At 68.6% G+C, this 21,413-nt stretch carries 14 protein-coding genes and 1 pseudogene; 5 read left to right on the plus strand and 10 right to left on the minus strand.

Annotated features, from left to right (window positions below):
• Positions 1-34: 34 nt before the first annotated feature.
• Together POS15_RS19525 and POS15_RS19530 are read right to left on the minus strand one after the other, a co-directional pair.
• Positions 35-2,830, minus strand: coding sequence for a PAS domain-containing protein (locus tag POS15_RS19525; protein WP_284128714.1), 2,796 nt, complete (start codon positions 2,828-2,830; stop codon positions 35-37).
• Between the two features lie 169 nt (positions 2,831-2,999).
• On the minus strand, positions 3,000-4,067 hold the full coding sequence (locus tag POS15_RS19530; protein WP_284129671.1) for an SDR family oxidoreductase: 1,068 nt from the start codon (positions 4,065-4,067) through the stop codon (positions 3,000-3,002).
• 83 nt (positions 4,068-4,150) lie between these two features.
• On the opposite strand from POS15_RS19530, the gene POS15_RS19535 reads away from it, so the two are divergent.
• Positions 4,151-4,531 carry a helix-turn-helix domain-containing protein gene (locus POS15_RS19535; RefSeq protein WP_070472191.1) on the plus strand — a complete coding sequence of 127 codons (381 nt, stop codon included), beginning with the start codon at positions 4,151-4,153 and terminating at the stop codon, positions 4,529-4,531.
• A 147-nt stretch (positions 4,532-4,678) separates the two neighbouring features.
• Here POS15_RS19535 and POS15_RS19540 read toward each other — a convergent pair whose 3' ends face one another.
• From POS15_RS19540 to POS15_RS19550, 3 genes are all read right to left on the minus strand, one after another.
• Complete coding sequence (locus POS15_RS19540) at positions 4,679-5,152, minus strand: nuclear transport factor 2 family protein (protein WP_284128715.1); 474 nt, start codon at positions 5,150-5,152, stop codon at positions 4,679-4,681.
• Positions 5,153-5,347: 195 nt separating this feature from the next.
• Positions 5,348-5,545, minus strand: coding sequence for a hypothetical protein (locus POS15_RS19545; RefSeq protein ID WP_070426068.1), 198 nt, complete (start codon positions 5,543-5,545; stop codon positions 5,348-5,350).
• A complete protein-coding gene (locus tag POS15_RS19550; protein ID WP_019183543.1) occupies positions 5,542-5,685 on the minus strand; it encodes a hypothetical protein in 144 nt (47 codons plus the stop codon). The genes POS15_RS19545 and POS15_RS19550 overlap by 4 nt, the downstream gene beginning before the upstream one ends.
• Before the next feature lie 309 nt (positions 5,686-5,994).
• Here POS15_RS19550 and POS15_RS19555 point away from each other — a divergent pair, with 309 nt between their 5' ends.
• Together POS15_RS19555 and POS15_RS19560 are read left to right on the plus strand one after the other, a co-directional pair.
• On the plus strand, positions 5,995-8,556 hold the full coding sequence (locus POS15_RS19555; RefSeq protein WP_284128716.1) for a methyl-accepting chemotaxis protein: 2,562 nt from the start codon (positions 5,995-5,997) through the stop codon (positions 8,554-8,556).
• A 72-nt stretch (positions 8,557-8,628) separates the two neighbouring features.
• A complete protein-coding gene (locus POS15_RS19560; protein ID WP_284128717.1) occupies positions 8,629-11,262 on the plus strand; it encodes an excinuclease ABC subunit UvrA in 2,634 nt (877 codons plus the stop codon).
• A gap of 15 nt (positions 11,263-11,277) precedes the next feature.
• Here the strand turns inward: POS15_RS19560 and POS15_RS19565 are convergent.
• From POS15_RS19565 to POS15_RS19585, 5 genes and pseudogenes are all read right to left on the minus strand, one after another.
• Positions 11,278-13,792: pseudogene (locus POS15_RS19565) on the minus strand (sulfite reductase flavoprotein subunit alpha).
• A gap of 145 nt (positions 13,793-13,937) precedes the next feature.
• On the minus strand, positions 13,938-14,498 hold the full coding sequence (locus POS15_RS19570) for a TlpA disulfide reductase family protein (RefSeq protein ID WP_284128718.1): 561 nt from the start codon (positions 14,496-14,498) through the stop codon (positions 13,938-13,940).
• Positions 14,495-16,855 (minus strand): protein-disulfide reductase DsbD domain-containing protein, encoded by a 2,361-nt coding sequence (locus POS15_RS19575; protein WP_019183548.1) that lies wholly within the window; start codon positions 16,853-16,855, stop codon positions 14,495-14,497. Before POS15_RS19575 ends, POS15_RS19570 begins: the two co-directional genes overlap by 4 nt.
• Complete coding sequence (gene cutA / locus POS15_RS19580; protein ID WP_019183549.1) at positions 16,855-17,193, minus strand: divalent-cation tolerance protein CutA; 339 nt, start codon at positions 17,191-17,193, stop codon at positions 16,855-16,857. The genes POS15_RS19575 and cutA overlap by 1 nt, the downstream gene beginning before the upstream one ends.
• A gap of 72 nt (positions 17,194-17,265) precedes the next feature.
• Positions 17,266-19,053 carry an endonuclease gene (locus tag POS15_RS19585; RefSeq protein WP_284128719.1) on the minus strand — a complete coding sequence of 596 codons (1,788 nt, stop codon included), beginning with the start codon at positions 19,051-19,053 and terminating at the stop codon, positions 17,266-17,268.
• A gap of 293 nt (positions 19,054-19,346) precedes the next feature.
• On the opposite strand from POS15_RS19585, the gene POS15_RS19590 reads away from it, so the two are divergent.
• Entirely contained in the window at positions 19,347-19,634 is a 288-nt protein-coding gene (locus tag POS15_RS19590; RefSeq protein WP_019183551.1) for a co-chaperone GroES, read from the plus strand.
• A 91-nt stretch (positions 19,635-19,725) separates the two neighbouring features.
• Positions 19,726-21,375, plus strand: a complete 1,650-nt coding sequence (groL, locus tag POS15_RS19595) for a chaperonin GroEL (RefSeq protein ID WP_019183552.1) — start codon at positions 19,726-19,728, stop codon at positions 21,373-21,375.
• Positions 21,376-21,413: the final 38 nt, after the last annotated feature.

Genomic DNA, 21,413 nt, shown 5'->3' on the forward strand with positions numbered 1-21,413 from the left:
GCCCCTGTCCCAGCACGGCATGCCGGCGCCGGGATCACCGCACCTCTGCCAGCACCGCGCGCACCCGCAGCGCCAGATCTTCCAGCGTGAAGGGCTTGCCGATCACGTGGACTGCGGGGTCCAGCACCCCATCGTGTTCCAGCGCATTGCGGCTGTAGCCGGTGGTGAACAGCACTTTCAGGTCGGGCCGCCGTTTGAGGGCTTCGTCGGCCAGTTGCCGGCCGTTGACCTCCGGCATCACCACATCGGTGAACAGCAGCGCGATGTCCGGATGCTGCTCGAGCAGCGCCAGCGCGCCGGCCGCACCGTCGGCGGCAAGGACCGGGTAGCCCAGTTCGCTCAGCGCCTCGATGGAAAACTGTCGCACGCCCGGTTCGTCTTCCACGACCAGGACCAGCTCGCGGCCACCGCTCAGCGGGCGACTGTCCGCGGGTGCTGTCGAAGGACCCGCGTCGATCTCCCCCTCCCGGCGCGGGAGATACAGCGCCACCGTCGTTCCCTTGCCGAGCGAGGAATGGATCTTCACGTGCCCGGCCGATTGGCGGACGAAGCCGTACACCTGTGACAGGCCCAGCCCGGTGCCCTGGCCGACCTTCTTGGTGGTGAAGAACGGATCGAAGGCCTTGGCGATCACCTCCGGTGGCATGCCGCCGCCGTTGTCGGCCACGGTGATCAGCACGTACTCACCGGTGGGCACGTCGGCACGCATGGCGTCTGCGGCAGAGGCGATCCGGCAGTTGGCCGTTTCCACCACCAGCCGCCCGCCGCCCGGCAGCGCGTCGCGCGCGTTGACGGCCAGGTTGAGGATCACGTTCTCCAGCTGATTGGCATCGGCGAAGGTGCACCACACCTGCGCGGCCAACACGGTCTCCAGGCGGATGCTGCTGCCCAGCGAATGCACCAGCAGGTCGGACATGCCCGCCACCAGGTGGTTCACGTCCAAGGGCACCGGCTGCACGGGCTGTTGCCGGGAAAACGCCAGCAGGCGCTGGGTCAGCTGCGCGGCCCGGGTCGCGCCGTCGATGGCCATGTCGATATAGCGCTTGGCGCGCGGATCGCTGTCGCCCATGCGCATCGCAAGCAGGTCCAGCGGGCCGATCACGGTGGCGAGCATGTTGTTGAAGTCGTGCGCGATGCCGCCGGTCAACTGGCCCACCGCCTCCATCTTCTGGCTTTGGCGCAGGGCATCTTCCACGCGCGTGCGTTCGGCGACCTCTTCGAGCACGCGGCTCTCGAGGTGTTCGTTCAATTCCTGCAGGCGTGCGTCGGCGAGCTTGCGCGCCGTGATCTCGATCGCCACGCCGACCACCCGCACGCAGCGGTCGCCTTCGAAATGGCCACGCCCCTTTGCCGCCACCCAGCGCACGACACCGTCTTCCTTGCCGACGGTGCGGTACTCCACGTCGTAGAGCGCGCGCCGGGCCGGGTCGGCCGCGGCGGCGAAGGCCGCGAAGGTTGCCTCGCTGTCATCGGGATGGATGCCGTCGTAGAAGTCGCGCAACGTCACTGCCACCCCGGGCGAGATGCCGAACATCGCCTTGGTCCGTGCCGGCCAGATCAGTTCATCGCGGACCAGGTCGACATCCCAGAAGCCCATGTCACCGGCCTCGGTGGCAAAGCGCAGGCGTTCCTCGCTCTTGGCCAGCGCAGCTTCGGCGGTATTGCGGACGGTCAGGTCGAGCATCGCGCCGATCATCCGCAGCGGCTCACCCACGCCGCCACGCAATACGGTGCCGCGGTCGAGCACCGGCGCAAAGCTGCCATCGGCGCGCCGGAACCGGTATTCGCTGTTCCAGCTCGTCCCGCCGCCTTCGATCACCGCATGGATGTCGGCATCGACGCGCGCACGGTCATCGGGATGGATGTGGTCCAGCCACCATTGCGCCGTGGTCTCGGCCAGAGGATGGCCGAACAGGGTGGTGAGCGCCTCGTTCCAGATCACATGGCCATCGGAGATCCGCCAGTCCCAGATCGCATCGTTGGTGGCCTGGGCGGCCAGCCGATAGCGCTCCTCCACTTCCAGGTGGCGCGCCTCGGCGGCCTTGCGGTCGGTGATGTCCAGCGAGGTGCCGACCAGGCCGACCACGGTGCCGTCGGCGTCACGCAACGGTGACTTGGTCGACAGCCAGTAGGCGCGCCGGCCATCGGGGAAGCTCACTTCCTCTTCGAGCTGCTCGGTCTGCCCGCTGGCCATGACCCGCTCGTCGGTGGCCATGACCGTGGCGGCCTGGGCTGGGTCGTTCAGCAGTTCGGCATCGGTGCGGCCCACGTACACCTCCGGCGGCAGGCCGATGAGGTCGGTGGTGCCGCGGTTGCCGATCAGGATCCGGCCCTGGCGGTCCTTGGCATACACCACGCCGGGGGCTGCCTCGACGAAGGAGCGCAGCAGGGTCTGTGCCTGGTCCCGCTCGGCTTCGATTCGGCGGCGTTCGTCGATATCGATGAGCACGCCGGGGAAGCCGATGGCCTCTCCCTGCGCATCGAGATCCACCCGGCCGATCGCTTCGATCCAGCGGTACGCGCCGTCCGGGCCGCGGGTACGGTACTGGTGCGCATAGCGACCGCCCCGGCGGACCGCCTCGGCGATCGCATCGGCCAGGCCGGCGCGGTCGTCGGGATGAACGGCGGCGACCACCTGTTCCAGCCGCAGTTCGGTGCGCGCCAGGGCAGGGTCCAGGCCATGGGCCAGGGCGAGGGCATCATCCACCGTGAGGTTGTCCCGGGCCACGTCCCAGAACCAGGTGCCGATGATCGCGCCGGCGGCCAGCGCCATCTTGACGCGCTCGGAATCCCGCTCGCGGTGGGAGCCGGGGGAAGGTGAAGAACTCAAGCGGTACCTGCGATCGGCGGGGGGCGGCTCCGGAACCCGGTGGCCCGTACTGCAGGCGACACGGGGCGGCAACGATAGGGTATCGCTGCCGGGCGCCGCTTTGGAACACCCCCCGTTCGCCCCCGCTGCCGGGGCTGGAGCCCGTCGGTCGCCCGTGGCTCCGGCTCGATCAGGGGATCAGGCGCGCCGCCCGCAGGCGGGCGAACAGGTCGAAGAACGCATCGTCGCTGGGCTGGTAGTCCAGGAAGCCCATCCGGCGGCTTTTGGACATGTCCGTGATCACCTCCAGCGGGCGCCCGAGATCGGCATCGGTGTGCCAGGGCGAGATCAGCCGATGGATATCCGGCTCTGCCAGACCGTGCGTGGCGGCCAGTGCGGACCAGGGCGCGGCATCGTCGGCCATCTGCGCCGCCAGCGGCCGCACGTGGCCACTGAAGGGCACGGCCTCGATATCGAACCACGCCGCGATCCGGCCCCACATCGAGCGCCACCGGAACACGTCGCCGTTGACCACGTTGAAGGCCTGGTTGGCGGCGGCCGGTGTCTGCGTGGCCCACAGCAGATGACGCGCCAGCAGCCCGGCATCGGTCATGTCGGTCAGCCCCTCCCATTGGGCGAGCGAACCGGGGAACTGGAACGGGCGCCCGGTGTGCCTGCACAGGCTCGCGTGCACGGCCAGGGTCGTGCCCATGTTCATGGCATTGCCCACCGCCGCGCCGATCACCGTGTGCGGACGGTGCACGCTCCAGTGGAAGCCATCGCGGGCGGAGGCGGCAAACACCTCGTCTTCCTGTGCGTAGTAGAAGTTGTCCACGGGCAGGCGCGGTTGTTCTTCACGGAAGGGCGTCTGCGGCAGGTTGCCCTGCGCGTACGCCTCGAACGGGCCGAGGTAGTGTTTCAGGCCCGTCACCAGCGCTACGTGCTGCACCGTGCCAGCCGGCGCCAGGGCCTGCAGCAGGTGACGCACCATCGCGCCGTTCACCCGGATGTTCTCGGTCTCGTTGGCCTGCCGGGACCAGGTGGTGATGAACACGTGCGTGGGTGCCAGTCCGGACAGCGCAGCGCGCGTGGCCTGCGCATCGTGCAGGTCGGCGCAGACGCCGTGGGCGCCGGCGGGCAGCGAATCGGGCCGACGGGCCAGGCCGTGAACTTCCCAGCCCTCCTGAAGCAGCCGTTGTATCAGTGCACTGCCCACGATGCCGGTTGCACCGACCACCAACGCTTTCTGCCTCACGATGTCGCCTCTTTCATTGCTTTACAGGCGCACACCTTAGGATATCGAGGTACGCCTCGAAAGAAGGCACCAAACGGTAACCACACATGAAAACGGGTACTCCCGAAGAGCACTGGCGAGAGGATTGCGCCCCCCGGCGGGTGCTGGAGCTGTTCAGCACCAAGTGGACCTCGATGGTGCTGCACACCCTGGCCGTGCGGCATGACGGTACCGCCCGCAGCAACGCGCTGCACCGCAGCCTGCCGGCCGTCTCCAGGAAGATGCTGATCCAGACACTGCGTGACATGGAGCATGCGGGGATCGTGCTGCGCACCGAGTACCCCACCGTGCCGCCCTCGGTGGAGTACACATTGACCCCGCTGGGGCGGCAACTGGTCGAACCGATCGAACTGATCTACGACTGGGCGCGCCGCAATGCTGGCGCCCTGGACGCGTTGCAGCCGCGCGCGACCTCACGTCGGCGCTGAGCGGGACGTGCCTGCCGGATCGGTAGGGTACGGCTCCCCTCCAGCGGATCGATGCCGTGGCGGCCTGACAGGATCAGCGGTCAGTGCGGTGTGGTACCGGCAATCCCTCAGGCGCACGGTGACAGTGCGGACCGACCCTGCCAGGCCTCACTTTTGTCCTGTCGTCTCCAGCGCCGCCTTTTCAGCCACGGTCAACGCGCGATGGCCGTAGCTCAGCACCCGGGTCATCTGCCATTGCCCGTCCTTGTGCTGCCAGACCATCACGAACTTCGCGCTGCCTTCGCACTTGCCGGTGGCCACCTCGCAGAAGCGGTGCTCGCCTTCCTCGATCGCGCCGAAGTTCTTGATCGGGTAGACCTTGAGCGTCCCGGGAACCCGTTCGCGGCGGACCTTGTGGCAAATGTACTTGCGCGTGTTGGAGACCACCGTGTCGCGATCGAACGTGGCCCCGCCGCTGTCGTGATAGAACTCGACGGTAGGCGAAAAGTAGCGGGTAAAGGTCTCCAGGTCGCAGCGGTTGTAAGCGTCGAAGACCTGGTCATCCAATCCGGTGATGGTGCGCGTGAGGGCAGCGGCATCTTCGGCCTCCTCGCCAGCGAATGCCGCCAGGGGCGCGAGCATGCCGGCGGCTACGAGCACGGCGGCCGGCGGCTACGAGCACGGCGGCGACAACAGCGGGGAAGCGTTTCATCGGCAGTGCCTGCTTCAATCGGACCAGAGCGGGCGTCACTTTTCGCACGGGCCGGAACGCCCTTCAAGTGTCATTCGGACGGATGACCTCCGGCGCACGGAATGACGGGCGAGGGCAGTGGCCCCCTACAGCGTGCTGGAGTCCACCCGCTGGCGACCGGCCTGGGTGAGGTCGATGTCACCATCTTCGGCCTGCGCGGCGTAGCCGGCCTTGACGGCCCAGTTGGCCGCCTCATCGCTGACCGGACGCGTAGCGTTGATATCGCGAAGGATCTGCCGCTGTTCTTCAGTGAGGGGCGCCCGGGTGCTTTCGCTTCCGCTCATGGCGCGCGCACCTCGACGCTGATCGCGCCCTGGGCCAGCCGTGCGCGCTTGGCCCGCCGATGGTTCACCCACCACACCAGCCCCGGCAGGCCGTACAGCAGTGCACCGGCGAGCAGAAAGATCTTGAAGGCGGCATTCATGGCGGTCTCTCTCCGTGCGGTATGGCGTTGGTGCGTCGTGATCGGCCCGAGGTGCGGTGGCGCGCACCGGCGCCTGCAGCGGCCCCGGCCGCGACCCCAGCGCTAGTTCAGCGCAATCGCCGTGAAGGCGCTGTCCCTGCGAGGGATACCCCGAGCCGCAGGGCGCTCGTCGCCGGACCGTCATCACTCCGTCGTCTGGCTCGCTTACAACGGGAGCCGCTGGCGACGCCATGGCCGCTGGTTGAGATGGGCCCTAAAGTTCATCCAAAACCCGCCGATATCGATGCGTCCTTCCGCCTGGAGTACGTGATGTCGGCCGTCCCCCGCCGCCTGTCGTTGTTCGTCGCCCGCCTGGGCGACCGGTTCCGCTTCCGTCTGGCCCCGCCGTCCCGGTTGGCCGGGCTCGGTCGTCTCAGCGTGGCACAGAAACTCAGGGCCAGCCTGCTGATCTGCGGCCTGGGCCTGTTCGCGGTGGCCGTGGTGTACGGCTGGACGCGGCATGATACCGAGCGGGCGGCCGAGACCTTCGCCGCCCACCAGCAGGAGGCCGCGCTGGCCGCCACGCTGGCAACCGAGGTCGCCGAGGCGAGACGCCTGCAGACACGGTATGCCAGCACCTTCGATGATGTCGATCGCGACGCCCTGCAGGCGGCGCACCAGCGCTTGCAGGCCACGCTGGCCCAGCTGCAGCGCGATCCGCACGATGCCGGCAGTGCCGGTGCGCTGCGTGAGTTGGCGACGCGGGCAGCCGACTTTGCCGAGGGCATCACCGCATTGAACGCCCGCGTGGACGAGATGGGACGCGGCTATGCCGGCCTGCGTGCACAGCTGGAGGCAGCGGCTGCCACGCTGGAGGCCAGCGTCGAGGCCAGCGCGCGCCCGGCGCTGATGGCCCAGCTGCAGAAGATGCGCCGCGAGGAGAGCCTGCTGCTGCTCACCGGCGATTCGGCGCACACCGATCGCGCCAGCGAACAGAAGCTGCCCTTCGATCTCGCACTGGGCCAGGCGCGCCTGGGGCCGGAGATGCAGGAGGCACTGCGGACGCAGATGGACGACTACCAGGGCGCGCTGTTGGCCTACACCGCTGCCCGCATCGGGCTGGACGTGGAAGCGCAGTCACTGGCCGAGACCGCGGCCCAGATCGGCCCGGGGCTGCAGGCGCTGCAACAGGCGCAGACGCGGGCCTTGGCGGCGGCACGCGAGCGACAGGCCGCGCGGGCCAGCACCATGGGGATCGTATTCGCGCTCACGCTGCTGCTGGTCGCGGTGGTGTTGATCGCCACGCTGCTGCTGGTGCTGCGCGCGGTCCGCCATCCGATCACCGATACGTTGCGCTTTGCCGAGGACATCGCCGAGGATCGGCTCGACACCGTCCTGCCCCTGCATAATCCGCACGATGAAATCGGCCAGCTGGCCGCGCGCCTGCGCCACATGCAGCACCGCCTGCGTGAGCGGATCGACGCCGAGCGCGCGGTGGCGCGCGACAACACCCGTGCCCGCCAGGCGCTGGACTGCGCACAGACCGGGGTGATGGTGCTCGACGGTGAGGGGCAGATCGGTTTCCTCAACCAGGCGCTGCTGGCCGAACTGCAGCTCACGCACGCGGACTGGAGCGGCCAACCGGCTGCCGCCCTGCATCCGGCCTTCGCCACCCTGGTGCCGACGCTGCAGGCCGGCCAGCGCGCCAGCCGCGAGATCGAGCACGCGGGCATCCGCTACCAGCTGGTGATCACCCCGATCGTGGACCACGGCCAGCTGCTGGGCGCAGCGGTGGAGTGGCGCAGCCGCGCGCTGGAAACCACGGTGGAAAACGAAGTCGCCGCACTGGTGGACGCCGCCGCACGGGGGGAACTGCACGGGCGCATCTCGGTGGACGACAAGCAGGGCTTCGTCAAAACCCTGGCCCTGAGCATCAACCACCTGCTCGATACCTTCCAGAGCAATCTGTCCGGGCTGCAGGGGCTGCTCTCGGCGCTGTCGCAGGGCGATCTGCGCGTCCGCATGCACGGTGACTTCCACGGCGTGTTCGCCCGCCTGCGCGACGATGCCAATGCCACGGTGATGCAGCTGACCGACATCGTCGCGCGCATCCAGCAGGCGTCGCTGGCGATCAACCATGCCGCCGGGGAGATCGTCGCCGGCAACCACGACCTCTCCGATCGCACCGAGCGCCAGGCGGCGCACCTGGAAGAGACGGCCTCGTCGATGGAGGCGCTCTCGGCCACCGTCCGGCAGAACGCGGATTCAGCGCAGCAGGCCAACCAACTGGCGATACGCGCGGCCGAAGTTGCGGCCCGCGGTGGCGAATCGGTGGCGCAGGTGGTCACCACCATGGCCGATATCGCCCTGTCCTCGCGGCGGATCGGGGAGATCACCGGGGTGATCGACGGGATCGCGTTCCAGACCAACATCCTGGCCCTGAACGCCGCCGTGGAAGCGGCGCGGGCCGGCGAGCAGGGGCGCAGCTTCGCGGTGGTGGCCAGCGAAGTACGCCTGTTGGCACAGCGCAGTGCCGACGCTGCGCGCCAGATCAAGCAGCTGATCGAAGCCTCGGTAGAGAAGGTCGATGCCGGCACGCGCCAGGTCGATGACGCGGGTGCGACCATGGGTGAGATCGTCGGCAGCGTGCAGCGGGTGACATCGATCATGGCCAGCATTTCAGCCGCGTCGCAGCAGCAGACGGCGGGCATCGAGCAGGTGAGCCAGACGTTGCTGCAGATGGATGGCAGCACGCAGCAGAATGCGGCGCTGGTGGAAGAGGCTTCGGCCTCGGCGCGCGCCCTGGACCGCCAGGCCTCGCTGCTGGGCGAAGCGGTGGATGCCTTCGTCGTGACGCCACCGCCGCCGGCGCGTGTGCGGGCGACGGCCTGAGGCTGCGTCAAGGCCGCGCTCACCGTTCTTCACCGGCGGTGAGCCGGCGCTGTGGTTCGCTATTGTCCACGTATGAAGAAATCCACGCGCCGGCCGTCGCCTCCCACTGCCCCGGATGCCTTCGTGCGCGTCCGGGGTGCACGCGAACACAACCTGAAGAACGTGGATGTCGAGATCCCGCGCGATGCGCTGGTGGTGTTCTCCGGCATCTCCGGCTCGGGCAAGTCGTCGCTGGCGTTCGGCACGCTCTACGCCGAGGCACAGCGCCGCTACCTGGAATCACTGTCGCCGTATGCGCGCCGGCTGATCGACCAGGTCGGCGTGCCGGATGTGGATGCGATCGAAGGGCTGCCACCGGCCGTGGCCCTGCAGCAGCAGCGCGGCACCGCCAGCGTGCGCTCCAGCGTCGGCAGCGTGACCACGTTGTCGAGTCTGCTGCGGATGCTGTACTCGCGCGCCGGTACCTATCCGGCCAGGCAACCCATGCTGTACGCCGAAGACTTCTCGCCGAACACGCCGCAGGGCGCCTGCCCGAACTGCCACGGCCTGGGCTACGTGTATGAGGTGACCGAGCAATCGATGGTGCCCGATCCGTCGCTGAGCATCCGCGAGCGCGCCATCGCCGCGTGGCCGCCGGCGTGGCACGGGCAGAACCAGCGCGACATCCTGGTCACGCTGGGCTACGACGTGGATGTTCCCTGGCGCGATCTGCCCAAGAAACAGCGTGACTGGATCCTGTTCACCGAGGAACAACCGGTGGTGCCGGTCTACGCCGGCTTCACCCCGGCCGAAACCCGCGCCGCGCTGCGGCGCAAGGAAGAACCCAGCTACATGGGCACCTTCAGCGGTGCGCGCCGCTATGTGCTGCACACCTTTGCGACCACGCAGAGCGCGATGATGAAAAAGCGCGTGGCCCGCTACATGATCGGCGCCCAGTGCCCGGTCTGTGATGGCCGCCGGTTGAAGCGCGAGGCGCTGTCGGTGACATTCGCCGGCATGGACATCGGCACGCTGTCGCAGCTGCCGCTCAGTGCGATGGCGCAGGCGCTGCGTCCTGCGGCCGAAGGCCACTTCGATGCACCGGCCGCTACGGCCACACGCAGCCGCAGCGCAGGCCGGCAGGCCACCGCCAAGCGCGTCGCCGCCGGTGGCAATGCGCATGCCGGCGGCAGCGACGTACGCCGCACGCCGGATCTGTCCGAAGAGAAACGCATCGCGGCACAGCGCATCGCGCACGATCTGGTCGAGCGGATCGGCACGCTGCAGTCGCTGGGCCTGGGTTATCTGTCGATGGACCGCGCGACCCCGACGCTGTCGCCGGGCGAACTGCAGCGCCTGCGCCTGGCGACGCAGATCCGTTCCAGCCTGTTCGGCGTGGTGTACGTGCTGGATGAACCCACCGCCGGCCTGCATCCGGCCGATGGCGAGGCCCTGTACGACGCGCTGGCCCAGCTCAAGGCCGGCGGCAATACCTTGTTCGTGGTCGAGCATGATCTGGAGATGCTGCGCCGCGCGGACTGGCTGGTGGATGTCGGCCCCGGCGCAGGGCAGCATGGCGGCCAGGTGCTCTACAGCGGGCCGCCGGACGGCCTGCGCACGGTCAAAGCCTCGGTCACTGCGCCGTATCTGTTCCAGGACGCCACCGGCACGCGCCGCACGCCGCGCGCGCCGTCCGGCTGGCTGGGCCTGCAGGGCGTCCACCGCAACAATCTGCATGGCGTGGAGGCGCGCTTTCCGCTTGGTGCGTTCACCGCAGTCACCGGCGTCTCCGGCTCGGGCAAGTCCAGTCTGGTCAGCCAGGCACTGGTGGAGCTGGTGGGCGAACACCTGGGCCAGGAGCCGCTGACCGAGGAAACCGACAGCGAGTTGCCGCAGCCCAGCCGCATCGAACGCACGCGTGGCCGCTTGAACGGGGCCAAGGCGATCAAGCGCCTGGTCAATGTGGATCAGAAGCCGATCGGGCGCACGCCGCGCTCGAATCTGGCGACCTATACCGGCCTGTTCGATCATGTGCGCCGGCTGTTCGCCGGTACACGCTCGGCCAAGGCGCGGCGCTACAGCGTCGGCCGCTTCTCCTTCAACGTCGCCGCCGGCCGCTGCGAGACCTGCGAAGGCGAGGGCTTCGTCCACGTCGAACTGCTGTTCATGCCCAGCGTCTATGCGCCGTGCCCTACCTGCCACGGGCAGCGTTACAACGCCAAGACGCTGGAGGTGCAGTGGAACGGGCGCAACATCGCGCAGGTGCTGGCGATGACGGTGGAGGAGGCGTTGGCGTTCTTCGCCGACGAGCCACCGGTGCAGCGGCCGCTGCAGCTGCTGCGGGATATCGGGCTGGGCTATCTGCGCCTGGGCCAGCCCGCCACCGAGCTGTCCGGCGGCGAAGCGCAGCGGATCAAGCTGGCCACCGAGCTGCAGCGCAGCCAGCACGGCAGCAGCCTGTACGTGCTGGACGAGCCGACCACCGGCCTGCATCCGGCCGACGTGGACAAGCTGATGGCGCAGCTGCACGGTCTGGTGGATGCCGGCAACACGGTGATGGTCGTCGAGCACGACCTGCGCGTGGTGGCCGATGCGGACTGGGTGATCGACGTGGGGCCGGGGGCTGGCGAAGAGGGCGGACGGATCGTGGCCGAGGGCACGCCGGCACAGGTCAGCCGGGCCAGGCAGGGGGCGACGGCGCGCTATCTGCGCCGCTGGTTCCCCTGAGCGGCCGGGCGTTGCTCAGTACACATCGCGACGGTAGCGTCCGTCGTTGAGCGGGGCATCGACCGGATCGTTGCCCAGTACCTCGCGCAGCACCGCATCGACGCCTTCGGCCATGCCGTGCAGCGAGCCGCACACATAGATGCTGCCACCCAGATCCACCCATGCGCGCAGTGCCTCCGGTGCGGCGCGCAGACGATCCTGCACATAGCCGCCACCCTCGGCATCGCGCGAGAACGCCAGGTCCACGCGGCTCAGATGGCCCTTCGCCTGCCAGGCCTCGATCTCCTCGCGATAGAGGAAATCGTGCGCGCGGGTGCGCTCGCCGAACACCAGCCAGTGCCCGCGGTCGCCCTGTGTGTCCGCTTCGCGCAGCAGGCTGCGCAGGCCGGCGATACCGGTGCCGTTGCCGATCAGCAGCATCGGGGCATGCTCGGGATGGCGATGGAAGCCGGTGTTGCGACGTACCCGGGCCGCGATGCTCTCCGCCTCGGTGGCATGCACGCACAGCCAGCCAGAGCCCAGCCCATGGCGGCCGTCGGGCAGCGCGGTCAGGCGGATCACCAGCTGCACGGCCCCATCGGCCGGTACCGAGGCGATCGAGTACTCGCGATGGGGCAGCGCCGGCAGCCGCGCCAGCCAGCGCGGCATCGGCTGCGGCGGCGGGATCACGTGGCTCCACAGCCTCCGGCAGCACGCGCGCGGCAGCCGCTTCGAGCAGCGTCGTGATCCGTCCATCGACCGTCACCGGTGCCTGCGGATCCAGGCCGTTGCGGGCCAGTGCCGCCAGCACGTGGGCACGCGCGTGGCGGGGCGCCATCTCCAGGATGTCACCGGCCTGCCAGTGCGCGTGGGCCGGCGGGTGCAGTGCCACCTGCCAGATCGCCCGGGCGGCGCTGCCCGGATTGAGCACGGTTCGCGCACCGAGTGCCCACGGCTGCAGCGCGACCGGCGCCGGCAGCGGCGTGTGGTCCTCAACGCCGGTCAGCAGGGCCAGCTGCTGCTGCCACTGCGCCAGTGGCACCGCATCGGTGCGATCCACCTCGATGCTGGCGAACAGCCGCTGCGCGCCCTGCGCCGCCAGCCAGCCATCCACCTGGCGCGAGAAACCACAGAAGCGGCCGTACTCGCGATCGCCGAGCCCGAGCACGGCATACCTCATTCCCTGCAGCGCAGCGGCGTGCGCCAGTACGCGTCGCTCGAAGGCACGCGCGGCGTCCGGTGCTTCGCCATCGCCGAAGGTACTGATGACGAACAACGCGGTCTCCGTGTCTGCCAGGACTGCGGCATCCACCTGCGACAGCGGGCGGACGTGCACCGGCAGGCCGGCCGCCTGCAGCTGTGCAGCCGTGCGCCAGGCCAGCTGTTCGGCAAAGCCACTCTGGCTGGCGAATGCCACCAGCCACGGCTGCCCGGTGCCGACGGCCGTTGCCAGCGGCAGGCGCGAGGCGCGCACGTCGCGTTTCTTGCGGCGGCGGTCCAGGTACAGCATCCAGCCGGTGATGAAGAACACCAGCATGCCCAGGCTGGAGAGCATCACGATGATCCGACCCGGTAGCCCGAAGAAGCTGCCCGAGTGCAGCGCGAACACACTGACGATGATCTTGCCGCCAACGTTCTTGCTGCGGTAAGGCTCGTAGGAGAGCAGGGCACCCGTGGACGGATCGAGCTGGAGGATGTCCTGCGCGCGGTCGTGCGCGGTGTTGCTTCCCTGCACGCGGCTGGTGAGCGCACGGCCTGGCTTGGCCGGGAAACGAAGGTCGATGTACCCGCGCCGCACGCCTTCCAAGGCGTACAGCGTGGTCTGCACCTTGTGCAGGTCCAGTGGGCCGCCACGGGTGCGCGGCGCGGTCTGCTCGACGGTTGGGCCGCCAAGCAATGCGGTTGCGCCCTTGCGGTACCAGTCGAACGACCACCACAGCCCGGTCAGCGCGATTATCAGGTAGACCAGCAGCACCCAGGTGCCGACCACCGAGTGCAGGCTCCACAGGAAACTGCGCCCGCTGCGTGCCCACTCCACCGCCAGCCAGGTGCGCCAGTGCCACCAGCGCCGCGGCCAGCGCAGGTACAGGCCGGACAGGCAGAAGAACACCAGCGCGATCGCGCAGCTACCGGTGATCAGGCTGCCGCGCTCACCGCTGACCAGGTGGCGATGCAGATCCTCGACGAAGGCGAAGAAGGCCAGCCCCTTCAGCCCGGTGAGCACGGTGCCGGTGTACGGATCGAAATAGCGCCAATTCGCCTGGCCGCCTTCGAAACGCGCCACCGACAGGCGCTGCCCGGTGGCGTCCACGCGCAGCCGCTGCAGCGGCTGTGGCATGTCCTGCTGCAGCCGTGGCAGCAGCTCTGTCAGGGCCAGTGGCTGCTCGCCCGCCGCGTGCCGCTGCACCACCTGCGCCAGGGCCGGGTTGGCCGCGCGCATGATCTCGTCTTCAAAGGCCAGCGTGGCCCCGCTCAGGCCCATCACCGCCAACACGGTGCCGGCGGTAATGCCCAGCAGCCAGTGCAGCTGGAAAATGATGGTCTTCAACATGGGGGCGGTCCGGCGGCAAGGCGAAGCGCGCCCGGCGGTGGATGAGAATGGATCTCGTCATTGTTGGGTGCAGGCCGGAGGCGGTCAATAGCCCAGGTCAGGCCCGTACGGCCCCCCGATCAAACAGCCACTTCGCCCAAGCGCGTCAGGGCGTTGCCCAGGCCTCGATTTCGCCGGCCGCAAACGGCCCCAGCTTCTGTTTCACGATGCGCCCCTGCGCGTCGATCAGCACGGAGTACGGCAGCAGCCCCTGCGCATTGCCCAAGCGCACGCTCGCATCGGCCGGCCCGGGGGTATCGAGCACGATCGGATAGGCGACCGGGACGCGGGTCAGGAAATCGCGCACGCCCTCGGGCGTATCCAGCGCCAGCCCGAGCACCTGCACGCCCGTAGCGCCCTGGGCATCGGCAAAGGCGGTCAGCCCGGGCATTTCCTCCACGCAGGGGCCGCACCAGCTGGCCCAGACATTGATCAGCAGCGGACGCCCGTGGAAGCTGGCCAGGTCCTGCGGTTTCCCTTGGAGGTCCGGCAGGGTGATCGCCGGCATCGGATCCCCCGGTTGGGCCGCGACCACCGCCGGCCGTGGCGGTGGCGGGGCAGTGGCCGGGCGCTCGTCATGCCCGGCGAACCAGACGCCGACGCCGATGCCCAGCACGGCCGCGATCACGGCCACCACGACCGTCCGCCGTGGTGGCCGCAGGCTCATCGCGCGGTCCGCAGCAGCGCTTCTTCGACCAGCGCCTGGGTCAGCACGGTCGGCAGCACGGTCGGCGGGGCGCCCGGGCCGTAGACCACGTACAGCGGCACGCCGACGGCCTTGTGCTCATCCAGGAAGGCGGTGATCTGCGGGTCGACATTGGTGTAGTCGCCGCGCATGTAGACCGCGTTGGTCCGCCGCAACGTATCGCGGAAGGCGTCGGTGCCCAGCACCGCGCGCTCGTTGGCCTTGCAGGTCACGCACCAGTCGGCGGTCATGTTGACGAACACCACGCGGTTGTCCTGGCGCAGGCGGTCCAGCATCTGCGGCGAGTACTCCACCACGTTGTCGCTGGCCGACTGTGCGGCCTTGGCCGGCGGATCCAGGCGGGTCACGCCCCAGATCGGGTACAGCGCGCCGAGCACCAACAGCAGGGCCAGCAGGCCGCCCACGCGCTGGCTGCGCCAGCGGCTGCGCTCGAACCACCACAGGGCCAGCGACAGGATCACCAGGCCGCCCAGCACCAGCGCCATGGCGTCCACGCCGCGCTGCTTGCCCAGCACCCACAGCAGCCAGATCGCGGTGCCGTACATCGGGAAGGCCAGCACCAGCTTGAGGGTTTCCATCCACGCACCGGGGCGCGGCAGGCGGCGCGCCAGCGAGGGCACGAAGCCGATCAGCAGGAATGGCAGCGCCAGGCCCAGGCCGAGCGCCAGGAACACCAGCATCGCCTGCAGGCCGGGTGCCGCGAAGGCGTAGGCCAGGGCCGGCCCCATGAACGGAGCCACGCACGGGCTGGCCACCACGCAGGCGAGCACGCCGGTGAAGAAATCGCCGACCGGACCGCTGCGCGAGGCCAGCGACTGGCCCATGCCACCCAGGCTGCCGCCGAGGGTGAACACGCCCGACAGGCTCAGGCCCACGGCGAACATCAGGTACACCAGCGCGGCGATGAACCACGGGTGCTGCAACTGGAAGCCCCATCCCGCGGCCTGGCCGGCCGCCCGCAGCGCGATCACCAGGGCGCCAATGGCAGCGAACGCCACCAGCACGCCGGCGGTGTACCAGAGCGCATGGCTGCGCGCGCGCTGGCGGCTCTCGCCACTCTGCGCCACGCCCAGCACCTTCAGCGACAGGATCGGCAGCACGCACGGCATCAGGTTGAGGATCAGGCCACCGGCGACGGCGAACAGCAGCAGCACCAGCAGGTTGCCGGGTGCGGCGGCCGGTGCCACCGGCGGCGGGGTGCGCTGCGCGTTGTCGGCACTGGCATCGGGCGGGGTGGCGGTATCGCCGGGCACGGCCAGCGCCGGTTCGTTCGGGCGGATCAGCATCGGCTGGCTGCCGGCGTCGCTGCGGGCCTGGTCGCGCTTGTCGCGATTGGGCAGGGGGGCGATGACCTCGGTCTTCTGCGCGACCTCATCGGCCTTGGCGTTGATCGTGCCGGCCGGCAGCGCCAGCTTCACCCGGCGCGTCATCGGCGGGTAGCAGATGCCATCGGTCTGGCAGCCCTGGAAGGTGATCACCAGCGTGGCGTCGGTCGCACCGGCGGTGCTGCGGCGCAGGGGCAGCGGCACATCGATCTGGTCGAAATACACGGCGACATCGCCGAAGTGTTCATCGCGGTGCGATTTGGCAGCCGGCCACGTGGGCTTGTCCGCGCGGATGCCCGGGGCACCTTCGAGCGCCAGCGAGGTGCGGTCGCGATATAGGTAGTAGCCCGGCGCCGGGGTGAAACGCAGCAGCACGGTATTGCCATCGCCGACGATCGCATCGAAGCCGAACGCGCGCTCGGAGGGCAGCGGCAGCGCCTGGGTGGTGCTGGTGCCGGGCAGGCGCAGGCCGGTGCCGCTGTTGCCGGCCAGCGGGTTGTTGAACGGGGAGGCGGCAGCGCTGGCGGCAGCCGGGGCGGTGCTGGCCGCGCCGCTGCCACCGCCCGGCAGTTTCACCTGCAGCGTGCGCTTCTGCGGCGGGTAGCACACGCCAGCATCGGCGCAGCCCTGGTAGCGCACTTCCAGCGTGACGGTGTCGGCGCCGTCGGCGGCCTTGCCGGGCAGGACACCGGTCAGGCGCTCGCGGTAGGTTTCCACCTCGCCGAAGAAGTCATCGTGGTGCTTCTTGCCGGCCGGCAGCTGCAGCGCCTCGGCATCGAAGCCGGCCTCGGCCTTGACCGTGGTGCGGTGGCGGTACAGGTAATAGCCCGGGGCGATCTTCCAGCTGATCTCCACGCGATCGCGGTCACGCGCCTGCGCAGTAAGCCCGAAGGCCTCATCGACCGGGAGCAGGTCTTTTTCACTGACGGCCCAGGCCGGCAGGGAGACCACGAGCAACGCGCACAGCGCGGCAACACGACGAAACAGCGTCATCAATCACTTTCCTCACGGGTCTGCGCCCGAATCCAATCCAGGTACGCCGGCAGGCCGGCGCGGGTTTCGACCGCGATGCACTCGGGGAGTTCATACGGATGCAGGGCCTGCACGCGCGCGATCGCGGCATCCAGGCGGCTGCCGGTGGTCTTGATCAACAGTTGGACCTCGTGGTCCTCGGTGACCTCGCCCTGCCAACGGTAGGTCGAGTGCGCCCCGTCCAGGCGCGTCACGCACGCGGCCAGGCGTTCGTCCACCAGCGCATGTGCCAGCCGCGTGGCGCAGGCCACGTCGGGGCAAGTGGTGAACAGCAGGAAGACGGGATCGGCAATCGACATGACCGCCGAGTATAGGACCGCTGGAGGCCAATGGTCCGACCGGCGCCACGAGGGGGCGCCGGTCGGCCGGGCTCAGTTGGCCAGCTGGCAGGTGGCCGGCCTGGCCGAGGTGAACAGGGCCGGGGTGGCCCATTCGGGGTGGTCGATGAACGGATTGCGGTTGCCCTGGAAACTGAAGATCACCTCGTTGCGAGCGCGTTCTGCCGCGTCCGGCGGGTCGGCAAGGTGCCAGTCGATCAGGGTCGAGAGCAGGCCCATGTAGGCCGGCGAGGCCGACGTTTTGACGATCTTGCTGCGGTCGTCGGTCAGCTCCAGATCGGGCTCGGACTGGCCGGTTTTCGCATCTTTACCGCCTTCATAACGGATCGCCATGTACATCACCGCACGCGCCATATCGCCCTTGCGATGGCCCCACACTTCGAACGAGCCGCCATTGCCATCGGGCGTGCGCACCCAGTTGGAGGTGCCCGGGTAGCCGCCGCTGCCGCCGCCGGACCCGTTGTTGGATTCGGTCGCACGCTCACCGCAGTTGCTGTCGCATTTGGCATAGGGCTTGTTGCCGCGGTCCGCATTCCACTGCGCATCGGTCAGGTACAGCATGTGGGTGTCGGTATACGGCGCGTAGGGCAGGCCCTTGTCGCCGTTGGTGCTGGCAAAGCCCAGTGAGTTGGGCCAGGTGTGCTCGCGGTTGTAGGTCAGCCCACTGCCGGTGCCGGCGCGCCCGCTGACCTTGGTGTAGCTGCGGTTGCGGTAGGCATCGAGGATGTTGCCGCTGTTGTTGGGATCTTCGTCGGCGATCTCCAGGATCGTCCAGGTGCTGGTGCCCGAGCCGCTGTACGGATACGCGGTGTGCCCCTTGATGGTCTCGTGCAGCGAGCAGCGCAGCTGGCTGGGGCTGGAGGTGTTCACCTTCGCGTAGTACTCGCCGGGGTTGCCCGGATTGCCCGGGTCGGGCGTGGTGGCGGTGGCCACGGTGAACGCGATGCGGGTATCGGCGGCCGGGCGCGCGCCCTGGGCATCCTTCACGCGGGTGGCGCGGATATCGAAGCGGCAGGCTTCCCCCGCCACCAGCGCGGTGTGGGTGGCCAGCGTGAAGCGGGTACCGGTGGTCGGATGGCTCAGCGCGACCGTGCCGGACTGGCCGCAGCTCAGCGCGAACGCGCCGCTGGAGAGGGTGACCGGCTCACTGAAGGTGACGCCCAGGTCGGCCGCGGCCGGGAACGTGCTGGCGCCCTGTTCGGGGGTGGTCGCCGTGACCGAGGGCGCGGTATTCGGGCCGGTCGGGCCGCCGCCGCCGCTGAAGCTCTGGCCGTGGTTGCAGGCGCCGAAGGTCTGCCCGGCCGATTCGGCCCAGGTGAAATGCGCGTACTGGCTGCCGGTGCCGGTCAGCTGCAGGGAGGTGCCCGGGGCGGTGCTGTTGGTCTCGCTGACCGGGAGGTTCTGGCTGGTCAGGCCCGCCGCGGGTCCCCCGGCCGCGGTGATGGTGCCCTCGTAGCTGAGGAACTGGACCACCTTGCCGCTGGCATCGACCAGGGCGATGCCATCGTTGGGCCCGTTCTGGAGGCCGTTGGTCGGGTAGCTGACCGTGGCCAGCCGCGCGCTGCCGCAGCTGGCGGTGCCGGCCGGGACCGCGTTATTGGCGTAGACCGCGGCGGCCGAGGGATTGCTGCCGTTGTAGAGGTAGAGCCGGTAGCCGGACAGGTCCTCACCGGCGGTGGCGACCACCTCGATCGCCTCGCCGACATCCCCGGCCGGGGTGCTGTCGTCGTAATGCAGTTCATTGATGAATACATCGGCCCGGGCCGGGCTGGTGGCCAGTACCAGCAGGCAGGCCAGGGACAGCGGCGTCAGCAACCTCATCTACGGCTCCTTGTGATTGGTCAGTGCCGCTCGAATCTACGCAATCCAGATGACACATCCGCCACCCTGTCGGATTCGACCTTTCGCACTGAGAACTGCGTCAAACATTCACGTCCGACGACCGGCCGGCAAAAAAATCCGATCGGCTGCCCTTGAAAGGGCAGGGGCCAGCACCATCTCTGCTCTGTCCCGCACCGTCGGGTTTTTTCGTGAGCGTGGCTGGCAGTCGCCCTGTGCGAGTGCTAACATCGCCAGACTTTCCTAGACCAATCAACAACTTAAAAGGGTCTCACATGAGCATCAAGCCGCTTCATGACCGCGTCGTAGTCAAGCCGATCGAAGCCGACGAAATCTCGTCCGGCGGCATCGTGATTCCGGATTCCGCCAAGGAAAAGTCGACCAAGGGTGAAGTCGTGGCCGTCGGCCCGGGCAAGCCCCTGGACAACGGCAGCGTGCGCGCGCCGTCGCTGAAGGTCGGTGACAAGGTCATCTACGGCCAGTACGCCGGCAGCAGCTACAAGTCCGAAGGCGTCGAGTTCAAGGTCCTGCGCGAAGACGACATCCTCGCCATCGTCGGCTGAGTGATGCGGCCGGCCCCGTGCCGGCGCTTCCGCACTTCCTCCCGTTCAAGCAGCCGGGCATGGCCCGGCTCTACATAAAAAGGTAATCGCAATGGCTGCCAAAGATATTCGTTTCGGTGAAGACGCCCGCGCCCGCATGGTTCGCGGCGTCAACGTTCTCGCCAATGCCGTCAAGGCTACCCTGGGCCCGAAGGGCCGCAACGTCGTGCTCGAAAAGAGCTTCGGCGCGCCGACCATCACCAAGGACGGCGTCTCCGTCGCCAAGGAAATCGAACTGGCTGACAAGTTCGAGAACATGGGCGCGCAGATGGTGAAGGAAGTCGCGTCGCGCACCAACGATGACGCCGGCGACGGCACCACCACCGCCACCGTGCTGGCCCAGGCCCTGATCCGCGAAGGCGCCAAGGCCGTTGCTGCCGGCATGAACCCGATGGACCTCAAGCGCGGTATCGACAAGGCCGTGATCGCCGCCGTCGCCGAGCTGAAGAACATCTCCAAGCCGACCGCTGACGACAAGGCCATTGCCCAGGTCGGCACGATCTCGGCCAACTCGGACGAGTCGATCGGCAACATCATCGCCGAAGCGATGCGCCGCGTGACCAAGGAAGGCGTCATCACCGTTGAAGAAGGCTCGGGCCTGGACAACGAGCTGGACGTCGTCGAAGGCATGCAGTTCGACCGTGGCTACCTGTCCCCGTACTTCATCAACAACCAGCAGTCGCAGACCGCTGACCTGGATGATCCGTACGTGCTGCTGCACGACAAGAAGATCTCCAACGTGCGCGACCTGCTGCCCGTGCTGGAAGGCGTCGCCAAGGCCGGCAAGCCGCTGCTGATCATCGCCGAAGACATCGAAGGCGAAGCGCTGGCGACCCTGGTGGTCAACACCATCCGTGGCATCGTCAAGGTCGTGGCCGTCAAGGCACCGGGCTTCGGCGATCGTCGCAAGGCGATGCTGGAAGACATGGCCGTGCTGACCGGCGGCACCGTGATCTCCGAGGAAATCGGTCTGTCGCTGGAAAAGGCGACGATCAAGGACCTGGGCCGCGCCAAGAAGGTGCAGGTATCCAAGGAAAACACCACGATCATCGATGGCGCCGGCGAGAAGGCCAACATCGAAGCGCGTGTCACCCAGATCAAGACCCAGATCGAAGACACCTCGTCCGATTACGACCGTGAAAAGCTGCAGGAACGCGTGGCCAAGCTGGCCGGCGGCGTTGCCGTGATCAAGGTCGGTGCCTCGACCGAGATCGAAATGAAGGAAAAGAAGGATCGCGTCGACGACGCCCTGCACGCGACCCGTGCAGCCGTTGAAGAAGGCGTGGTCCCGGGCGGCGGCGTTGCCCTGGTCCGTGCGGTCACCGCGCTGAGCGGCCTGAAGGGTGCCAACGAAGACCAGAACCACGGCATCCAGATCGCCCTGCGCGCGATGGAAGCCCCGCTGCGCGAAATCGTGGCCAACGCCGGCGAAGAGCCGTCCGTGATCGTCAACAAGGTCAAGGAAGGCACCGGCAGCTTCGGCTACAACGCCGCCACCGGCGAGTTCGGCGACATGCTGGAATTCGGCATCCTGGACCCGACCAAGGTGACCCGTTCGGCGCTGCAGAACGCGGCCTCGATCGCTGGCCTGATGATCACCACCGAAGCCATGGTTGCCGAAGCCCCGAAGAAGGATGACGGCGCTGGCGCAGCCGGCGGCGGCATGGGCGGTATGGGTGGCATGGGCGGCATGGACTTCTGATGTCGCTGCCGGCCCTCGGTCGGCACACATCGGAGCGG

The sequence above is a fragment of the Stenotrophomonas sp. BIO128-Bstrain genome (assembly GCF_030128875.1).
GTDB lineage: Bacteria > Pseudomonadota > Gammaproteobacteria > Xanthomonadales > Xanthomonadaceae > Stenotrophomonas > Stenotrophomonas bentonitica_A.